12 protein-coding genes and 4 tRNA genes are annotated in these 19,555 nt (G+C 47.4%); 8 read left to right on the forward strand and 8 right to left on the reverse strand.

Annotation, left to right across the window (positions count from 1 at the left end; genetic code table 11):
• Positions 1-60: 60 nt before the first annotated feature.
• Complete coding sequence (gene trmL, locus F557_RS0106250; protein ID WP_019001389.1) at positions 61-531, reverse strand: tRNA (uridine(34)/cytosine(34)/5-carboxymethylaminomethyluridine(34)-2'-O)-methyltransferase TrmL; 471 nt, start codon at positions 529-531, stop codon at positions 61-63.
• A gap of 150 nt (positions 532-681) precedes the next feature.
• On the opposite strand from trmL, the gene F557_RS0106255 reads away from it, so the two are divergent.
• Entirely contained in the window at positions 682-1,608 is a 927-nt protein-coding gene (locus F557_RS0106255) for a PfkB family carbohydrate kinase (RefSeq protein WP_019001390.1), read from the forward strand.
• Between the two features lie 17 nt (positions 1,609-1,625).
• Here F557_RS0106255 and trxB read toward each other — a convergent pair whose 3' ends face one another.
• Positions 1,626-2,567 carry a thioredoxin-disulfide reductase gene (gene trxB, locus F557_RS0106260; RefSeq protein ID WP_019001391.1) on the reverse strand — a complete coding sequence of 314 codons (942 nt, stop codon included), beginning with the start codon at positions 2,565-2,567 and terminating at the stop codon, positions 1,626-1,628.
• 339 nt (positions 2,568-2,906) lie between these two features.
• Complete coding sequence (locus F557_RS21735) at positions 2,907-3,689, reverse strand: EF-hand domain-containing protein (RefSeq protein WP_084761507.1); 783 nt, start codon at positions 3,687-3,689, stop codon at positions 2,907-2,909.
• Positions 3,690-4,490: 801 nt separating this feature from the next.
• Here F557_RS21735 and lrp point away from each other — a divergent pair.
• The gene (lrp, locus tag F557_RS0106285) at positions 4,491-5,012 is read left to right on the forward strand and encodes a leucine-responsive transcriptional regulator Lrp (protein WP_019001396.1); all 522 of its coding nucleotides are present in this window, start codon (positions 4,491-4,493) and stop codon (positions 5,010-5,012) included.
• 240 nt (positions 5,013-5,252) lie between these two features.
• Positions 5,253-9,224, forward strand: coding sequence for a DNA translocase FtsK 4TM domain-containing protein (locus F557_RS21070; RefSeq protein WP_157617763.1), 3,972 nt, complete (start codon positions 5,253-5,255; stop codon positions 9,222-9,224).
• Between the two features lie 448 nt (positions 9,225-9,672).
• Here F557_RS21070 and F557_RS0106295 read toward each other — a convergent pair.
• From F557_RS0106295 to F557_RS0106305, 3 genes are all read right to left on the reverse strand, one after another.
• A tRNA-Asn gene (locus tag F557_RS0106295) sits at positions 9,673-9,748 on the reverse strand.
• Positions 9,749-9,773: 25 nt separating this feature from the next.
• Positions 9,774-9,849 (reverse strand) — tRNA-Asn (locus F557_RS0106300).
• Between the two features lie 25 nt (positions 9,850-9,874).
• Positions 9,875-9,950, reverse strand: a tRNA-Asn gene (locus F557_RS0106305).
• A 332-nt stretch (positions 9,951-10,282) separates the two neighbouring features.
• On the opposite strand from F557_RS0106305, the gene uvrB reads away from it, so the two are divergent.
• Positions 10,283-12,316 carry an excinuclease ABC subunit UvrB gene (gene uvrB / locus F557_RS0106310; protein ID WP_019001397.1) on the forward strand — a complete coding sequence of 678 codons (2,034 nt, stop codon included), beginning with the start codon at positions 10,283-10,285 and terminating at the stop codon, positions 12,314-12,316.
• Positions 12,317-12,604: 288 nt separating this feature from the next.
• The gene (gene nrdG / locus F557_RS0106315; protein WP_019001398.1) at positions 12,605-13,111 is read left to right on the forward strand and encodes an anaerobic ribonucleoside-triphosphate reductase-activating protein; all 507 of its coding nucleotides are present in this window, start codon (positions 12,605-12,607) and stop codon (positions 13,109-13,111) included.
• A 631-nt stretch (positions 13,112-13,742) separates the two neighbouring features.
• Here nrdG and F557_RS0106325 read toward each other — a convergent pair.
• Together F557_RS0106325 and yfcE are read right to left on the reverse strand one after the other, a co-directional pair.
• Positions 13,743-13,819: transfer RNA gene (locus F557_RS0106325), tRNA-Met, on the reverse strand.
• A gap of 122 nt (positions 13,820-13,941) precedes the next feature.
• Entirely contained in the window at positions 13,942-14,517 is a 576-nt protein-coding gene (gene yfcE / locus F557_RS0106330; RefSeq protein WP_019001400.1) for a phosphodiesterase, read from the reverse strand.
• A gap of 399 nt (positions 14,518-14,916) precedes the next feature.
• Here yfcE and F557_RS0106335 point away from each other — a divergent pair, with 399 nt between their 5' ends.
• From F557_RS0106335 to F557_RS0106350, 3 genes are all read left to right on the forward strand, one after another.
• Positions 14,917-16,731, forward strand: a complete 1,815-nt coding sequence (locus tag F557_RS0106335) for a VWA domain-containing protein (protein ID WP_019001401.1) — start codon at positions 14,917-14,919, stop codon at positions 16,729-16,731.
• Between the two features lie 397 nt (positions 16,732-17,128).
• Positions 17,129-17,524 carry a hypothetical protein gene (locus F557_RS22615; protein WP_019001403.1) on the forward strand — a complete coding sequence of 132 codons (396 nt, stop codon included), beginning with the start codon at positions 17,129-17,131 and terminating at the stop codon, positions 17,522-17,524.
• A gap of 23 nt (positions 17,525-17,547) precedes the next feature.
• Positions 17,548-19,386 (forward strand): ABC transporter ATP-binding protein, encoded by a 1,839-nt coding sequence (locus F557_RS0106350; protein WP_019001404.1) that lies wholly within the window; start codon positions 17,548-17,550, stop codon positions 19,384-19,386.
• Positions 19,387-19,555: the final 169 nt, after the last annotated feature.

The raw sequence follows: 19,555 nt of genomic DNA on the forward strand, positions 1-19,555 counted from the left end.
AGGCATCCCAATCTGACAATGCTTAAAAACGAAACAGAAAATACAGTGATGTTTTTTATTCTACTGATCCTGCGCTCCCGCAAAACCGTTCTGCCGCCATGCCTCGTAAATAAAAATGGCAACGCTGTTGGAGAGATTCATGCACCGGCTGCCGGGAACCATGGGAATACGCACCTTCTGTTCCGGAGGCAATGCTGAGGTATAGTACTCAGGAAGTCCGGCGGTTTCCTTTCCGAATATGAGTACATCGCCGTCCTGAAAATGGCATTCGTCAGGCCGCATATGTCCTTTGGTGGTGCAGGCATAGATCCGGTGCCCCTTGAAAAATTCGAGACACTCCTCCAGGTTGTGATGGTATTTGATGTTTACGAATTCGTGATAATCCAGTCCGGCCCTGAGCAGTCTCCGGTCATCCATTATAAAACCGGCAGGTTCCACAATATGGAGACTCGTTCCGGTGTTGGCGCAAAGCCTGATGATATTGCCGGTATTTGAGGGGATTTCCGGCTGAAAAAGAACCACATTTAGCATTCGAAAAGAATACTCCCTGTACCTGTTACGATATCAGTAATTATAACCTTAAAACAGCTTATGATTCAGAAATTATATCTGTCTGGAGGATGCCGGGGGGTGGAGGAGCGGATATAATTCCCTGGTGCTGATGTTTTAAGGAGAGCTGTCGTGGATAAGGAACGCTATATTGTTGCAGCCGGAGAAATCGTTGTGGATAACTTTGCCGGAAAACTATGTCCCGGAGGAGCACCGGCAAATTTTGCGTGGCATGCCCGAATTTTTGGCAGAAAATCCCTGATGATCAGCGCTGTTGGTAATGATCATCTGGGAGATCTTATCAGAAGGCACTGTGCCGGCGGCCCGGAAATCATGCTGCAGCAGTCTTCATATCCTACGGGAGAGGTTCTGGTATCGTGCTCGGGTTCTCAGGCAAGCTACCGGATTCTGGAGGATCGGGCCTGGGATCATCTGGAGATGCTTCCGGAAACCGCAGAGGTGCTTAGAAATGCCATGGTGTTTTCCTTCGGTACGCTTATTGCCAGAAGTCCCTGTTCCCGGAGCTTTCTGAAAAAAGCCTGGGAGCTTCTTCCTGCTGACTGTATGCGGTTCTGCGACCTGAATTTCAGAGAGCATTTTTATTCCCGGGAGCTTCTCGAGGAGATTTTTGCAGCCAGCAGGCTCGTCAAGCTGAACGATGCGGAGCTGGATGTGCTTGTGCAGCTGTTCGGAATACCTGCCGGATCTTCAGAGCTCCGGCTGACCTGGCTTAAGGAACGGTTTCGGCTTCAGGGGATTATTCTTACCATGGGCGAACGAGGCTCCCTGGTCATAGAAAACGGTGAAGTTTCGGCACTGCCGGCACTTGAAGCTGCGGTTCGCGATACGGTGGGAGCCGGAGATGCCTTCGGAGCGGTTTATGCGGCCTCCAGACTGGAGGGCTTTTCTCCGTACGAGAGCCATATTCTGGCAAGATTCCACGCTCGCCGGGTGGTGGAAAACCCGGGAGCCTGGCTTCCGGCAGGGATATCCTGGCTGCTGGACAGAAAAAAAGCGGGAGAAATAATCTCCCGTGCTATGAACGGTGTTCCGTCCTGAGAGGGAAGTTTGCTGTTCTAAATAGCTCCTGCTTCCTTCAGGTACCTTGCGGCATCCTGGGCGGCCATGCAGCCGGTACCGGCAGATGTAATAGCCTGGCGGTAAACCGGATCCTGCACATCTCCGGCGGCGAATACTCCTGGAATGCTGGTACCGGTTCGGTAGCAGCTGTTACCGGTTTTGATGATACCGTGATCCATTTCCAGCATCCCTTCAAAGAGGGTACTGTTGGGGATATGTCCGATGGCAACAAAAACCCCGGTTACCGGAAGCTCTTTCGTGCTGCCGTCCTTAAAGCTTACCCGCACTCCTGAGACTCCGCTCATCTCGTCGCCAAGAATTTCCGTTACTCCGGCATTGAGAACCAGGGTGATTTTTCCTTCCTGGACTTTTTCATGGATCCTGTCCGTAAGAGTCTGTTCTGCCCGGAATTCATCGCGGCGGTGGACAAGGTACACATGTTTCGCCAGATTAGCCAGATACAGGGCGTCGGAAAGGGCAGTGTTGCCGCCGCCGATCACAGCAGTGTTTTGGTCTCTGTAGAAGAAGCCGTCGCAGGTGGCACAGGCGCTTACCCCATTGCCCCGGAATTTTTCCTCGGAGGGGATTCCCAGCCATTTCGGATTTGCCCCGGTGGCGATAATGATTGTATCAGCCCTGTAGGTTTCGTTTTCGCTTTTGAGGGTAAAGGGGCGTTCCGAGAGATCCGCTGAAACGATAGAATCGGATATGAAATTCACTCCCAGAGATTTTGCGTGATCCATCAGTTTATCCATGAGATCAAAGCCTGAAACGGACTTCTCTCCTGGCCAGTTTTCGATAGCGGCGGTTTTGGTGAGCTGTCCTCCCTGCACCGGGCCGGAAATGAGTAGCGGCTCAAGTCCGGCTCTGGCGGCGTATATTCCGGCGGTGCATCCGGCAGGGCCGGAGCCCAGAATGATAATTTTTCCTGATTTCATAACCTGTTTCCTGCTGTTTCTTCGGAGTCTGTGTCCTGTATTTGCGGTACGTTCCACATAATATCATGATACCTGAAGATGGTGGAGGATATTCATTATTGAGTAAATGATTTCAAGGAATTCGCTCCAGAAAAAGTGAGCGGGCGGAGGGAGTTTCCGAAAAGGATCTATTTCAAATTACCAGAATCAGGTTGTCCAGGCACTGACTTGAAAGGCTAGCTAAACAGATATCAGCTAAGGGAGGATACGGTATCAGGAATTATCGGGAACAAAAGCATTCCGGAGGTTAATGTCCTGTCCGGAATGCCATGCGGCAACCGCTTTCAGCCGGAAAAGCTGTTAGATTTCATCAGTGGTGTCGTCATCTTCGCTGTCATCATCAGATTCCGGAGCTGTATCATTCCTGGGATCCTTCCACTTTGGGGCGTTTTTCAGCATTTCCTGAGTGATAACGGAGCTGTATTCCATAAAGGTAATCACGCCGTCTTTGTTCAGATCTGCCTGCGGGAGAGCAGCAACAATCTTTTCCTGACATTCAATACATTTCCGGGCTTCGGTCAGAAACGTTTCGTATTCCTTCTGACTTAGCCGCATATCCCGATCCTCGTCAAAGTGGAACAGCACCTCTACAACCGGGTTTCCCGGATGGAAGCCGTGATGTCCGTGGCGTGGGCCGTGATGCGGTTTGTGTCCGGGGCCATGATGAGCATTTCCGTGGGGCTTATGGTGATTGGGTTTTTCATGGGCGTGGCCGTTTTTGCGATCTTCGTGTTTGCCATGACCGTTGGGCTTCGGCGGAAGCGGCGGTGGCGGCAGTATCCCGGCAAGTTCGTCCAGTGTTATAAAGCCGTTTTTGTCGGTATCGGCGGTTTTGAAATCCTTGAGCCTGTTTTTCTGAACTACGATATCGCCGTTAAGAGTTTTTACTGCTTCGCCAAGTTCGGTCGGGGACAGGGTTTTGCTGTGGTCGGCATCAGCATGGCGAAATTCTCCATGAAAATTTACCGTGCAGGGAAAACCGGGATGAAAAGGCCCCTTGTGGCCAGGGAAACCTGGAGCGGCAAAGACAGTGCCTGCAGTGCATGCCAGCAGCGTGATGACGGCGATGGTTGCATTTTTCATGTTGAGATCCTTACTTGAATGATTAAAAGAAATCGTTTTCTGTGATTACCATTGTAGCCTTTTTTATCAGGATAATCTTTATCATTGAGTCAGAATATGTTTCAAATTATTTCATCTTCACTCTTATGTCGATTTCCAGGGCATTGCCTGCTCAGGAATAGTATTTCTTCTTCCATTAGACATGGATTTATCTTTCTGCAGCAGCTTATACAGCCTGCTCCTGCTATGACAGCAGGGGACAGATAGATTTGATTTTCAGACATCACAAAAGCAATGAGCAGCTAACGAACAAGCTGATACACCAAAACGAAAAGATGATGTCCCGAAAGAATTCAGGGCAAAACGATGTTGTACAAAATCCGAAAATGGCAAGAGTCTACCCCAGAAAAATACCCAGTCAAGTGGAGACTGCTGCTAAGTAGCAACGCACCAGGGGATGACAGGGAAAATATTACCAGGATTGATTTAAGCAAACCAAAGATGTCAAGGGGCTGTGGGAGTAAAAGGGAGTAAAAAGTATTTTGTGCATAGTTTCATAATTTGGGAAACTTTTACTCATCTGCGAAATGTAGTTTTTTCAGCCGTTTTATTATTTGTCAGTATTTCTTTGCCGTTGTATGACGATATTCTGGAATATTTTTCTGTCAGTGTCCTTGGTTCTCTGGAATTACCTTGGTGAGAACCGGAATCTTTTTAATTCGTGACCGATTTCCTGTTATCCGACGCTGTTTTCCGTTGTTTTAGCGGAAAACGTAACATAAGATTGTTTCAGGAAAAAATATAGTCAGGGAGAGTGTTCAAATGCAAAAGGAAGAAACAGCCGGTTCTCAGAGAATTCTGGACAAGATTGACAAGAATATCCTTTCCGAGCTTCAGAAGGATGGCAGGATTTCAAATTCCGACCTGTCGAAAAGGGTTGGTCTTAGTGCCACTCCGTGTCTTGAAAGGGTACGCCGGCTGGAGCGTGAAGGATATATCAGAGGATACAAGGCTATTCTGAACCCGGAAAAGCTGGGGGCAGGGCTACTGGTTTTTGTGGAGATAACCCTTAATAAAAGTCAGCCTGATGTTTTTGAGCAGTTCAACAGGGCGGTGCAGAATCTTCCGGATCTTCAGGAATGTCATCTGGTTTCCGGAAATTTCGATTACCTTCTTAAGGCTCGGGTTTCTGACATGACTGCCTACCGCAGGCTTTTGAGCGATACTATTTTGCGTCTGCCGTGTGTTAACGATACTCATACCTATGTGGTGATGGAGGAAGTAAAGTGCACTGCCGATATCATTGTCAGAAAAGGGGAATCCACTCATCTGCAGGGATCCTGATTTATGATGTTTAATGAAAAACGACAGTGTAGCTAACGGGGATGTCGCGGCTTGTTTCCTGCTTTGCTTTAGAGATATCTTCTCATCCCTGGAGAACTCACGGATCTTGGGATTTTCCGAAATCCTTTTTTGTGTTTTCAATGTCGATATTTTATAATTACCGCCGTGAAAGAATAAAGTACATATTTTCCCCGTTTATCGGGGTTTTTCTGTTTGTGTTTAGGGGCTGGTGGAACTTTGTTGGCTGATAGCTATAAACCCAATATGGGACTGAGACGCATCAAGGAGATAATGTTTATTCTCTGGCTAGGTGTGGTTCTGATTATTGCAATTTCCCTGGTGACATACAATCCTGCTGACAGTCAGCTGGTTAACGATCCTTTGGGAAGCGAGAGAATTACTAATCAGATCGGACTTGTGGGAGCACGGATCTCGGAGGTGCTTTTTGCACTGTTCGGGTTCTGCGCCTATGGCATTCTGATCTTTCTTGTCTATATTGGCTATGCGTTTCTCTGGAGCAATGTTTCCTGGCTGAAAATCCGCTATGACATCATAGCAGTCAAGATCATCGGATTTACGCTACTCCTGCTTTCTCTCTGCGCTCTGGTGGCGGTGGTTAAACTTCCTTTTATAGAAGGTCTGGAGACATCCTTCAATTTTAACAAGGGCGGACATCTGGGGTATCTGACCTTCGAGCACACGAAGCTTTTTCTGGGCTATAACGGTACCATTCTTGGGATGCTCATTCTGTTTATAATGGGCTTTTATCTGTTTACAGACTGTTCCATTATTGTTATCTGCGAAGCTGTCGGGGCTCTGGTGATAGCTGTATTTACGCCGCGATCCACAATCAGTCGTTTCGTTAGTTGGCTGCGGGGAAATTCAGATACTGCCTCTGAGAGTCAGTTGGAAAACCAGTCAGCATCTGATAACAGTGATTTTGGCATCAAGGTGGTGAAATCAGTATCTGAGGATCCGGTATCCGATTCTGTTGCGTCACCAGCTGTCAAACCTGCAGAAGACGTTACGATAAGAATTCGGGAGAAGACAGTCCTTGCTGATTCTGAAGGAACGAAAAGCCTTCCGGAAAAAGATTCCGTATTTAACAGCAACACGGAAGCAGAAATGGATGAAAAGCACCCGGCTGGATCTCCGGCAGTGTCTGTGAAAAAGCAGGACAATAATGCACCTGTTGCGAAGAAAACTGCAGAGAGCGTTGCTGCCGTTTCTCCGGTGCCGGAATACGGCAGACCGAATCTCGGGGAGGATTCCGAAGAGGATCTTTATATTCCAGGTCTGGGAGCTGCAGATCCTGACAAGGTCCGGGACAACGCTCCGGAACAGGATGCTATTTCCGAACAGGAGAGTGATCTGCTGGAGAATGCCGGACCATCCATTGATTTCAGGGAAATGGATCGTACCTTTTCTGAAACTGAAGAAGATGACAGAGTGATTCCTGCAGTCAGCGGCCATCAGCATACCAATGTTCTTCCTCCCCGGCCTCGTGCTCCAGAGGATGATAGGGAATCCGGCCATGCGGATAGCACTGATAATTCCGGAGAGACAGAAGTCAGGACTCCCGTCTCCGGCTCTGCCACTTCCGTATCCCCGGAGAATTCTCCGGTAGCTGCCAGGCCTGCTGAAAGCATTTCTGCAGTCGGAATTTCATCTGATGACAGGACTTCAAATCAGGAAGTAACGACCGGAGAGCCGGAAAAATCTCTTTCTCGGGATACTTACGGAGTCTCTTCTGCCGATGTTCCCCCTCCTTCACCGGCACCGGCTCCTTTGAGTTCTCAGCCGTTTTCGGAGGCAGCTGTTCAAAGACCTGTTGCAGAGACCGCAGCAGAAACTCGTAGCAATGGAACCTCTGTTTCTTCTGAAGAGCGCGTTTATCCGGATATGCATGACAGAAGTCCGCTTCAGAACCCGGGGGCGGATCGGATGGGCCGGGAGGAAACTCAGCAGCGTCCGGACAGCCGTGTTTATGAGCCGGGACTGAGAGAGAATATGTCTGGGATTCGGGCTGAAGCCAATACCGCAATCGGTGAAGAGTCTGACCGTGGCTGGAATTCATTTGATCTGTCTGCCTCTGACGGCAAGAAAAGTGATTCAGTCTCGGTGTATCAGGATGATTCAGGGTATCAAAAGAATGTCAGCAGAAGCTCTGATACCGATCTTTCCGCTCCCGAGAGCGATGATGGGTACAGTGGCAGTTTGCATGACACTCAGACCGATAACTACAATGTCATTAACTTCAGTGATGTGCGGGAACAGCGGAAAGCTGAGCTCCAGGAGCCTGATTTTGATGAAACGTTCGGAGATCTTCCTTCAGGCTTTTCCAGAGTTGATGATGAGGAGGCTACGGAAGATGCTCATGATGACAAGAGCTTTGGAAGCGGTTTTTCAAATGAAAATGCGGCTACTGTCACATCCGGTTTGCCGGGGGAAGCTGCCTCTGGTGATGAGTCTCTGCCGGACGGCCGTCAGGAGGATGCGATCACCAGAGTCAGAGATCCGGACATTCCCTCCTCTATCAATTTCCATGATGGTTATTATGATGTCGAGGTGCACGGAAAATTCCCGCCGACCTCTATTTTTAAGTCCAGTCCTGTTATCAGTGCTGCGGACAGTACTGCCATGGATCAGACTGCGGACAATCTGGATCGGGTGCTGAAAGACTATCGCTTTAAGGCTCATGTGGCTTTTGAACCCCGTCTTGATGCTGAAGGCAACAAAATGTATGACGCTGAAGGCAATGAGCTTTTTAAGCCCCGTCTTGATGCTGCCGGCAACAGAATGTATGACGCAGAGGGGAATGAACTGCCGCAGAAGCTTTATGAATGCGGACCGGTAATTACCCGTTATTATCTGGATCTGGAACCTGGGCAGACCTGCAGCAAGCTTCTGAAGATAACCTCGGATATCAGCCGGGCGCTGGTGTCAGATGGGGAGGTAATGATTCAGCCGCAGATCAGCGGTTCCTCCTATGTGGGAGTTGATATTCCGAACCGCAAGAGAAAAACCATCAGCATGAGGGAGCTTTTGGAGTCTCCGGAGTTTGTAAATTCAAAGGGAGCTCTTACTGCGATATTGGGACGCGACGTTTCCGGAAAGCCGTTTGTCTATGACATTGCTCAGGCTCCCCACCTTCTTATTGCCGGTACTACCGGCTCAGGCAAATCCGTGGGCATTAATGTTATCCTGGTCTCTCTGATGATGCGTCATACCCCGGAGACGCTACGGCTGATTCTGATTGATCCGAAGCAGGTGGAATTCTCGGTTTACAAGAATGTTCCCCATCTGCTGACTCCGGTAATCACGGATATGAGGAAGGCCTTCAGTGCTCTGAAATGGGCCTGTGACGAGATGGAGCGCCGCTACACGCTGCTTTCGTTCTTTGAGGTTCGCAAGCTGGAAATCTTTAATGAGAAGGTAAGACAGTGGATAAGCGAAGGTCAGCCGAGAAAGGATCCTACATGGAATCCTCAGGACAGCATGGAGCCGGAAGCACCTTATCTCAAGCCGCTCCCTTTCATATTCGTGGTAGTAGACGAGTTTGCTGATATCATGCTCAGTCTCAAGAAGCAGAAAAACGAAATTGAGAGTGCCATTTCAAGGCTCACTGCCAAGGCTCGTGCTGTGGGAATTCATCTTCTTCTGGCCACTCAGACTCCACGTAAGGAGTTTATTACCGGTCAGATTAAGGCAAACCTCCCCAGTCAGATTGCTTTTAAGGTCAAGAGTAATATTGAATCCCAGCTGGTACTCGGGGTGAAGGGGGCTGAAGGGCTTTTGGGAAGAGGCGACATGCTTGCCAGACTTAACGGAGACACTGCCGATCTTAGAAGACTTCACGGGGCTTTTGCATCTGATGATGAAATCAATATGTTCACCGAAGCCTGGCGTGCTAGAGGGAAGCCTGAATATGTGGACAAGATTACCGAAATGTTTGTGGATCAGGATGCCGACAGCACAGAGGTGGGATCTTCCGGTGGCAATTCGCTGGAGAATGATCCCTTGTATTCAAAGATTGTAGATTTCTGCAGAGATCTTAAGATGCGCAACAAGGGGGTCAGTATTTCTCTTATTCAGAGACAGTTCAGTATCGGATATAACAGGGCTGCCAATTTTGTTACTGCACTGGAGCAAAACGGCGTGGTTTCACCAGCTACCGGGGGTAACGGAGTTCGGGATATTCTCATTGATTAATCCGCGCTGAAAAGCAGATGCTAACCTGTAAAAAGTCCCTTTGATAGTGAATGTCGAGGGGCTTTTTTATGAGAATGATTATTGGCTCGAGGAGATTGTGTGGTTCAAGCATGATCGCTGCTGGAATGATTGTTATTGCATTAATTTGAGGGGGTAAACAGTGAGGGTATTATTATTTGTTCAGTTTAGCTGGTCTTAGCAGCTTATTTGTTTTTCTCGTTTTAGTAAGAGTACAACCGCTCTCTGGTATTCTGTGAAATGCTGCAAAGGTTGGGAAAATGATGTTCGATACGGCCAGAGTATTGTTGATAGTGGCAGATTCTGTGTCTGTGAAACAGCCATTCCCTGCGAGGAAGAAAAATGATAACAGGTTTAAATGCCTGATTAGCAACCAGTTGTGATGATAGTGATAGAAAACGATTGAAAATGAAGAGATATCGGGATTTCATGGCTCCTCCTACTGGACTTGAACCAGCGACATACGGATTAACAGTCCGCCGTTCTACCGACTGAACTAAGGAGGAACTATGAATATAAGATTCTGATTTATGGCTCCTCCTACTGGACTTGAACCAGCGACATACGGATTAACAGTCCGCCGTTCTACCGACTGAACTAAGGAGGAACTACAAATCAAAAAATGCTCATTTTGGCTCCTCCTACTGGACTTGAACCAGCGACATACGGATTAACAGTCCGCCGTTCTACCGACTGAACTAAGGAGGAACTCAAAAAACACTCCAGATAAGCACCAGAGCTTTGCATGGGCGTAATGATACGGATTCCGCAGGGTATTGTCAAACAAATATTGATTTTTTGCCTAAAAAGAATTTGTTTTGGCTGTTTTTCAACCGATTTTCACTAATTGCAGCACTGTTTCATGAAATTTGTCATATTCTGAAAGGAGTTCATAGGTGCCGGTTTTCTCGGATTTGTACGGATCTGCTGCCGTCTTTGCTGTAAAATTCCCGATACGCTGTTCTCCAGATCCCGGCGGTAATTAGAAAGAGAATGGCTATTGGCAGTTTCAGGAATTTTTGTATCGGCGGAGGCCTTTTATGACATCGGAAGACGGCGGAAGACTTTTCAGACTTTGTTCATCCTACAGTCCTTCAGGAGATCAGCCCGAGGCAATAAGACTGCTTACAGAAGGGATTCTTTCCGGCAAGAAGCATCAGGTGCTTTTGGGAGTTACCGGCTCTGGCAAAACCTTCACCATGGCCAATGTTATTCAGAATGTCCAGAAGCCGGTAATAATCATGGCGCATAACAAAACGCTGGCAGCCCAGCTTTATGGAGAAATGAAGGGCTTTTTTCCAGACAATGCTGTAGAGTATTTTGTTTCATATTACGACTACTATCAGCCAGAGGCTTATGTTCCGGCTTCCGATACCTATATTGAAAAGGATGCCGACATCAACGAGCATATCGAGCAGATGCGGCTTTCGGCTACCAAAGCTCTTCTGGAGAGGCGCGATGTAATCATTGTGGCTTCTGTAAGCGCCATTTACGGTCTTGGTGAACCGGCTGAATATATGAAGATGCTGCTTAATCTTTCGGTAGGAGAGCCGGTGACTCCCCAGAGCATCATGCAGAGGCTGTCTGAGATGCTCTATACCAGAAACGAGCTGGATTTTCAGAGAGCGACCTTCAGAGTGCACGGGGATGTTATTGATGTTTTTCCGGCAGAGTCTGACTCTCTGGCTGTGCGCATTGAGCTGTTTGACGACGAGGTTGAACGGATCGCCACCTTTGATCCTCTGACCGGGAGACTGGCTGAACAGCTTCCCCGTGTTACCATCTACCCCAAAAACCAGTTTGTAACCCCGCAGAGTGTTCTAGATCGTGCGGTGGAGGAAATTAAAAAAGATTTAAAGGTGAGACTTCTGGAGCTTCATGAGGCCGGGAAACTGGTGGAGGAGCAGCGACTTTCAGAAAGGACAACCAATGATATCGAAATGATGAAGGAGCTGGGGTATTGCTCCGGAATTGAAAACTATACCAGATATCTTTCCGGAAAGAAGCCGGGGGAACCGCCGCCCTGTCTTTTTGACTATTTGCCTGAGGACAGCCTTCTTATTATTGATGAATCCCACGAAACCGTTCCGCAGATAGGGGCCATGTATAAGGGAAATCTTTCGCGCAAGCAGACCCTGGTGGATTTTGGTTTTCGGCTTCCTTCTGCCCTTGATAACCGCCCGCTCCGTTTTGAGGAGTTCCGGAAGGTTCAGCCGCAGACCATTTATGTTTCCGCTACGCCCAGAGATTTTGAACTGGAGGAGGCCGGAGGTATTTCTGCGGAACAGGTGGTCCGTCCCACCGGACTTCTGGATCCGGAGATTGAGGTAAGACCTGTGGCTGCCCAGATTGATGATGTTATGAGCGAAATCAGAGCCTGTTCTCAAAGAAACGAAAGAGTGCTGGTAACCACTCTTACAAAGAAAATGGCGGAAAATCTTACAGAATATCTGGAAGAGCATGAGATAAAGGTCCGGTATCTTCATTCGGATGTGGATACCGTAGAACGTATGGAGATAATCAGGGATCTGCGTCTTGGAAAATTTGATGTCGTGGTAGGGATAAATCTGCTGAGGGAAGGCCTTGATATGCCGGAGGTATCGCTGGTGGCGATACTTGATGCTGACAAACAGGGCTTTCTGAGATCTGAAATGGCACTGATTCAGACTATGGGAAGAGCGGCTCGCAACATTCACGGGAGAGCCATCCTGTATGCTGATTCCGAGACACCGGCTATGAAGGCTGCCATTGCAGAGACGCGCCGCCGCCGTTTCAAGCAGGAGAAATACAATGCTGAGCACCACATGAAGCCTAGACCCATCATAAAGCCCATTAATGATATTCTGGATATAGGTGTTCCGATCTCCGGACAGGATAGCCGTCATGGAGAAAAGAACGTTTCAGGGCGGAAGGCGCAGGAGTTTTCAGGAATCAGGTCCCAGGACGAGCTTTTGAAACTCCTCAAGGATTATGAAAGAAAAATGAAGGAGTCTGCCAGGGATTTGAAATTCGAGGAAGCCGCTCATTTCCGGGATCTTATGCGGGAATGCGAGGAATTTATGAAGGCTCTGTGATCCGGAATTTTTATTCCCGGCAGGCATGTGTGGAAAAAATAGCAAAAATTGACTAGAATTGTCCTGTCTTTTTGCATCTTGAAAGACTGTAGTCCTCTGCCGTCTGAGATGTGATCGGGTGGTTTTTGTACAATGTGAGATTCTTCTATTCTGGGATGTCTCAGAAGACGCTTTCTGGCTCAGGCGACTTCGGCAGAAGTTTCAGGAGCTGTGGGCGGTGCTACGGTCTCGGATCTCTATGGAAAATGTTCCCGGCAGCTTTACAAAATATAATCGAGGCATTCAGGAATGAATTACTGTAAATATATTCCTATTGATGTTCTGAACGGTCTTGGGACCCGCTGTACTCTTTTTGTTGCTGGATGCGAGCATCACTGTCCGGGTTGCTATAATCAGTCTACCTGGAACGTTAATGCCGGATTTCCTTTTACGGAAGAGATGTGTGATCAGATTATTCAGGATCTTAACGATACCAGAATTCACAGAAGGGGGCTTTCCCTGACTGGCGGCGATCCGTTGCTTCCTGCCAATCTTTCGGTGGTGAAGTCCATTTGTGAAAGGGTGCGCCGTGAGTGTCCTCTTGACAAGGATATCTGGCTCTGGACAGGCTATACCAAGAACGAACTGACTCCAGAACAGCTGGAGGTAGTCAATCTGATAGATGTTCTTATAGATGGAAAATTTGAGGAAGATAAGAAGGATCCCTCGCTGTCATTTCGTGGTAGCAGCAATCAGATTATTTATCGTTTTAATCGTTCCTATGCTTCCTGGAAGAATGATCTCCTGGATAAATAAAATCTTGACAGGGAGTTGATGTCGTTTTTGGCAATAAGATCGGTAGTGAGGAGATAGCTGTCAGAGATGACAGTTTTTTTATGCAAATATTTTTGCAAAATGCAATATTTTTTGCATAATCATAGGATAAGCATCGACAATTTTTGCAAAATGCAACTTTCTCAACTTGGTAATATCCATGCCAGTATATCTCCGCAAAGCCATGGTACGATAGGATGATAGGGAAAGCCTTTTTGTAATAAGCTTTTTAAAGACTTAAAAAAATATTTTTTATTGCTTTTACAGTTGGCACACATATTGCTAATACAAGACTGTAATCAGTTAATCCCGTGTTCTTTCATATTGAAAGACTTTAGCCGGTGCCTTTTGGTACCGGTTTTTTTTGCCTGACTTATAAAGTTTCAGTTTTTTCCGAAATTTCTCACTTTTGACTTTTCGTACCGATGCCCGGATGGTTTGGCTAATCCCGGCTCTTCATTTTGCATATGTTACGCTACAGGGATATTGGCAAATTTGCGATTTGTACTGATGACAATTCAGGAGGGGGTTGTTGAAACTAATGAGGAGAAAATCGCTACAAAAGGTATAACAGGAACTGAAGGAGATGAGAATATAAAGACATTAAGAAAAGTGGTTGCGGGGGCCGGATTTGAACCAACGACCTTCGGGTTATGAGCCCGACGAGCTACCAGACTGCTCCACCCCGCGTCAGAAACGTGCCTAGTATAACTGTTTATCCGGAATTTGCAAGAAAAATTTTTCAGAAGAGAGTTTGTGGATTCGGCACGTTCCGTAGATTTGCTCCTGTTCCGGAAAAAATCAGAAAAGACTCACTCCAGAAAGCTCAGGGAGTTCAGCGTTTTCCCGGAAATATCCAGAAGAGCAACAGTTCCGGAATTCTCATTGATAATTCCCATGGTATGGATGCCGTTCGGCCCCTTAGGGAAGGTGAGAGAACCCGGATTGAAAATGATAACACCATGGGAATTACGTTCCAGGATCGGTACATGGGTGTGTCCGCTCATAAAGATGTCATTTCTGGTAAGTCCCAGCTTTTCGGTATCTGCAGGTTTCCAGAGATGTCCGTGCGTCATAACAGCTCGATGTCTGCCGATTACCAGAGTATTCACCGGAGATGTCAGGGGGAATTCGCAAAGCTTCTGATCCACTTCGCTGTCGCAGTTTCCCTTGACGGCAATGATTTTGTGTTTCAGGGGATTCAGCAGTTCCGGGATCCCGAGAGGATGGTATTCCTGTGAAAGTCCGTTCCGTGGCCCGTGGTTTATCAGATCCCCCAGGAGAAGATAGAAGGATATTCTGTAGCTTTCCAGAGCTTTTAAAGCAGCGGAGAGACATGCACTGTCACCGTGAATATCAGAAATCACTGCATAGACATTGTTCGTCATATGAACACCTCTGTTGTTTATCAGGCCTGTTCCGGTCTTTAGTTTTTATAAAGTCTGCTGCTATTGTAAGCGTCAGGCCCTTATAAATCCAGGAACCTGAAATAGCGTGTCATTTTGACAGGCGTTATATCAGTATGACCGATTCCTAAAAAAAGATGCCGGGGCGGTTTTTGAGAAGAAAAACTTCCTGAAAATGGAGGTTTAGACAGATAAAAGCTCAATTAATAATCAAAATGGTTATTAATTAAACATTTTTATAGAAATAATGTTTAGCTGTTAAAAAAATCTTTGTCTTGTTATAAAAACTAAATTATAATGGCGATGTTTTCCGGAAGGAAGACGGTTTGAAAGATAAAGATTTAGAAGAAACGTAATTTATTAGTTCGGAAGGTGAAGATTATGAAGATCAGCAGCGGTGTTTTACCACTATTAATTGGTTCCTATGCCAGACGGTATGGCGTGGATTTGCTCATGTACGGTCATACTGCCTATACTAACGGCAAGCAGATCACCATCCCACGTCTTGACCTCAGCGACAGTGCCGGGCTGGAAATGGCATATGGCTATGTGGCTCATGAATGCGGACACATTGTTTTCACGAATTTTGAATGTCTCGGCGCATTCCGGAATGATTCTGCAGATTTCGGGATGTTCAATTCCATTGAGGATGCCCGGGTTAACTATCTCCAGGTCAAATCATGGCCGGGGCTCCTTAAAACCTTCAATTTTCAGTATGACCAGCTGAAGTCGCAGTCCTGTGTTTTTTTGAGAAAATGCCGTGATGAGAAAAAACTGACGACGCTTCTGATTCTTTACTGTAACTACAAAGCCCATGAGGATGCTGGATTCAGAGGAAAAGGCGTACGCTGCCTTCGGAGATTTGCCCAGGTTGCATTGCTGAGCTTTTTTCCTAAATCGGTACTCGGAATTATTGATCATCTGATATATCGTGTGGCTTACCGGCAGACTTCGGAGGATGTTCTTGAGGTATCCGCCTCAGTTTTGGATTTTATCAGAAAATATATTCGCAAAAACAACTTTGAGTTTGACAGGGCGGTAAAGAGCGCGCTTAGCGGCACCATTTCCAATAAAGAGTCAGCGAAATCCGCTGCCGGGCCGGATCTGTTTTCCGATAGTCATATCTGCAGCAGTTATCGCAAGGTGAGCTTTGCCAGAATTTTCAGGGATCTGAAGCTTCCCGATGAGCTGTTAAGAAGTCTGGAGAATGACTTTAGCTCAAGACTAAATGCTGAAACATTCGATGCCGCCCCGGCTGGCAGAATCGTACGGATGGGCAGCCTTGGCAAATTCAGTGATGGTGATATTCCATCCATTGTCAGCGAAATGGAGCATCGTTCCAATACCATCGGCTGTTCCCAAGACTTCGGAGGTACGGTAACTGGTTCAGCCCGGCCGGCTGATAACGATAATCTTTATCAGAAGGTTATTAGAAACGGCAGCTTCCGGGCACAGATTGAAAATATGATGCGTTCATATGATGAATGGCTGAACGGGCACAGTACTAAGGGCAAGGTGCTGGACATTCAGGCCTATGCAAACAGGTTCATAAACGATTTCAAGGTATTTAGAGCCAAAAGAATTCGGCAGTGCATTAACACAGCGGTTCATCTTCTGGTGGATATTTCCGGATCCATGTCAGCGTTGTGTCCTGATACCAATATCCGGCGTTATGAGGTGGCGAATCAGGTTGCACTGTCTCTGGCTCTGGGGATGGAAAATATCAGCAATCTTACCTCAGAGGTAACCTACTTTCCGGGAACCTATGCCGAATTTGATACCATCCGGAATCCCCGGCAGAGTGTCAGAAGCAGGGCAAGATATTTTGATCAGAAGCCTCACAGCTGTACTCCGCTTACTCAGGCACTTCTTCATGCAGTTGAAAAGCTGCCTGAAAAAAATCCGTATCAGAGAAATATCATTATTGTCATAACAGACGGAAAGCCCGACTGCTTTGACACCGCCAGAAGGGTCATTGAAAGATGTACCAGACTGGGGATTGAAATATACGGTATCGGTATAGGTGATAATGCTCAGACAAAGGATCTGTTTCTTACAAGTGAAAATATTTCTTCGGCTGCCGATCTTCCTCAAGCTATGAAACGGCTCATGAAGCGAACATTTTTCAGGAAGTTCGACATTATGGGCAATACCACTCTGGCCAAAATAATGGCAGCAAAAATGTCCCATATCTGAACCGCAGGAAGACATCCGGTGGCCTTGGCAAGATTAGTGCGTTGTTTTTTAGGAATCCTGGATTCTGCAGGGTCGGCTTCTGAGGCAGTCATGCTGAATAATCGAGTCTTATGAGCCGGATTTTCTGACAGCCGTACTGTGAGAGGCCGCTTTTCTGAAAATGGATTACGCCATGGTTATTTCGGGAATTGAAAGTACGTCAGGAAATTCCCGAAGCCCGGTGCTGTGATATGCATGCTGGCGGCTTTGATGCTATAATTCCAGAACGGAGGAAAGGTTTTCAGGCAGTGTCCGAATACAGTTTTGGATGCCGGGGGATCTTTCCGGATCTGTTTTACGCGGGGGGTGAGGCTTTTAAGTGCCTTGTTGAACCAAAACCGATATTTAAGATAAGCCGATGACTGTTTTCCTGTTTGTTCTGGCGACGCTGTTTTTCCTGTTGCTTTTTCCAGTTGTGATGATATCTCTGCTGAATCTGTGTGCCTTAAGAAGCAAGCTGGAATATCCGGCGCTTCTTTCAAAGGAGATTTCCCAGGCGGTGGTGCTTCTGACGGTGCTGGCCGTTGAAGGTGGCATCTGGTTTTACATGCATACGGTCTACTCTCTTGCAGCCGAGATTCTGGTGATTCTGCTGACAGCTCCCATTGCGGTGACAGCTTTCAGGAAATCGCGTTTGTCCGGTTATAACTCGGAATCCCGTAGCCGTTTTTTGATTCTGGGCATTCTGTCGGTACTGTTCCTGGTGGCCATGACTGTTTTCGTGCTTAAAAATCAGGGGCTGATAAGCTGGTGATGTGAAACTCCGGAGATTTGGTTGTGTTCAGTTTTTTTGAAAGGCTTATCCCGCCGTTCCCCGAAAATGTCTCCGATGCCGGGGTTCCTCCGCACACCTTTTTCAGGTTTATACTGTTCTATTCCAGAGGAATGTGGCGCTATCTTCTGCTGGTATCCTTTCTGTCTGCCTGTGCCGGATTCGGTGAAGCTCTTTTCTTTTTCTATATCGGAAGACTGGTGGATATTCTGGCGGTATCCGCCCCTGAAACTCTTTGGGAACTTCACGGTTCCACATTCATAACATTTGGGGTACTGGCGCTGGTGATTCTCCCGCTGATTCAGACTTTGCATCATCTGCTTCTCAATCAGGGTATCCGCAGCAACTATCCCATGCAGATCCGGTATCGGATGCACTGTCATCTTTTACGGCAGTCTGTGGCCTTTTTTGCATCGGAATATGCGGGAAGACTTTCCCAGAAGCTGATGCAGACATCCCTGGGGATTCGGGATACCGTGATGAAATTCATCGATGTCATTGTGCATATGATTGTCTATTTTGTTACGATGGTGTCCATGCTTGCCGGAACGGATCCTCTTCTTATGGCTGTCATGCTGATCTGGCTCTTCATGTACCTTGGCATTATGTATCATTTTCTGCCGCTTTTAAGAAGAGCCAGCAGGGCGGCGGCCGAAAAACGTTCCGAAATGGTGGGCTGTTTTGTGGACAGCTATGCCAATATTCAGACGGTCAAGCTGTTTTCGAAGAATTCCTACGAAGAACAGCACGCTGCCGGGAATATGAAATCGTGCCTCAGGGCTGAATACCTGCTGATGCGGCTGGTGACTCGCTTTGATCTGGCGGTGCAGTACATCGACTATCTCCTGATTGCAGTTCTGACCTTTTTTGCAGTGTGGCTTTGGACCCGGGGTGTTGTTCTGGCTGGCGGTGTGGCGGTGGCTCTCAGCCTGGCTATCCGGGTAAATAACATGTCCCAGTGGGTGATGTGGGAGGTGGGGCTTCTTTTTGACAATATTGGTAACGTTCAGAACGGCATGGATACTGTGGCCAGTCCAGTGACTGTAACTGATCCCGAAAATCCGGTCTCGGTTTCCTCATGTCAGGGAAAAATTGAATTTCGTAATGTGGATTTTTCATACCATACCGGTGTTCCGGTATTCAAAAATCTCAGTCTTGCTATCCGCCCGGGAGAAAAAATCGGCATTGTCGGCCATTCTGGCAGCGGCAAGTCCACACTGGTCAGTCTGCTTCTGCGTTTTTATGATGTGAACTCCGGCGAAGTACTGGTGGACGGCATCGATATAAGAAAGTTTAGACAGGATGATCTCCGCAGCATGATAGCTATGGTTACCCAGGACATATCCCTGTTGCACCGTTCTGTCAGGGATAACATCATGTATGGCTATGATTATTCGGAAGATTCCGAAAATGTCATGAGGGAGGCAGCTCATAAGGCTGAGGCCGATTCGTTTATTGTCACTCTGAGCGATGCCATGGGGCATCAGGGATATGATACTGAAGTCGGAGAAAGAGGGGTTAGGCTTTCCGGTGGGCAAAGGCAGCGTATTGCCATAGCACGGGTGATCATCAGAAATTCCCCGATTCTGATACTGGACGAAGCTACTTCCGCACTGGATTCCGAAATCGAAGACGTGGTCAGAAAGAATCTTGACGGCATTATGCAGGGAAAGACGGTAATTGCCATCGCACACCGGCTTTCTACCATTGCCGCCATGGACAGGCTCATTGTTCTTGACCGGGGAATCATTGTCGAAGAAGGTACTCATGAGGAGCTTCTGGCCAAAGACGGAATTTACGCATCCTTATGGCGAAGGCAGACGGGCGGTTTTTTGGGGCGGTAGCGGAGCTGTCTCAGTATAAAGCGCCGTTTTTTAGGACGGGGCTTTATTATGAAAGAAAGCTCCCCGGCGGACAAACGAAAGCGACGGCCCTTAAGCCGCATTCGGAACGCTGCATGCCCTGGAATGGAGTGGCGACCCAGATCTCTTCGGTAAGATCCGTTCCGGCCCC

The organism is Succinimonas amylolytica DSM 2873, from assembly GCF_000378405.1.
In the GTDB taxonomy this organism is placed as follows: Bacteria; Pseudomonadota; Gammaproteobacteria; order Enterobacterales; family Succinivibrionaceae; genus Succinimonas; species Succinimonas amylolytica.

Coding starts and splice junctions, on each gene's coding strand:
- trmL (WP_019001389.1), bottom strand. CDS start 531: ATGCTAAATGTGGTTCTTTTTCAGCCGGAAATCCCCTCAAATACCGGC.
- trxB (WP_019001391.1), bottom strand. CDS start 2,567: ATGAAATCAGGAAAAATTATCATTCTGGGCTCCGGCCCTGCCGGATGC.
- F557_RS21735 (WP_084761507.1), bottom strand. CDS start 3,689: ATGAAAAATGCAACCATCGCCGTCATCACGCTGCTGGCATGCACTGCA.
- lrp (WP_019001396.1), top strand. CDS start 4,491: ATGCAAAAGGAAGAAACAGCCGGTTCTCAGAGAATTCTGGACAAGATT.
- uvrB (WP_019001397.1), top strand. CDS start 10,283: ATGACATCGGAAGACGGCGGAAGACTTTTCAGACTTTGTTCATCCTAC.
- nrdG (WP_019001398.1), top strand. CDS start 12,605: ATGAATTACTGTAAATATATTCCTATTGATGTTCTGAACGGTCTTGGG.
- yfcE (WP_019001400.1), bottom strand. CDS start 14,517: ATGACGAACAATGTCTATGCAGTGATTTCTGATATTCACGGTGACAGT.
- F557_RS0106335 (WP_019001401.1), top strand. CDS start 14,917: ATGAAGATCAGCAGCGGTGTTTTACCACTATTAATTGGTTCCTATGCC.
- F557_RS22615 (WP_019001403.1), top strand. CDS start 17,129: ATGACTGTTTTCCTGTTTGTTCTGGCGACGCTGTTTTTCCTGTTGCTT.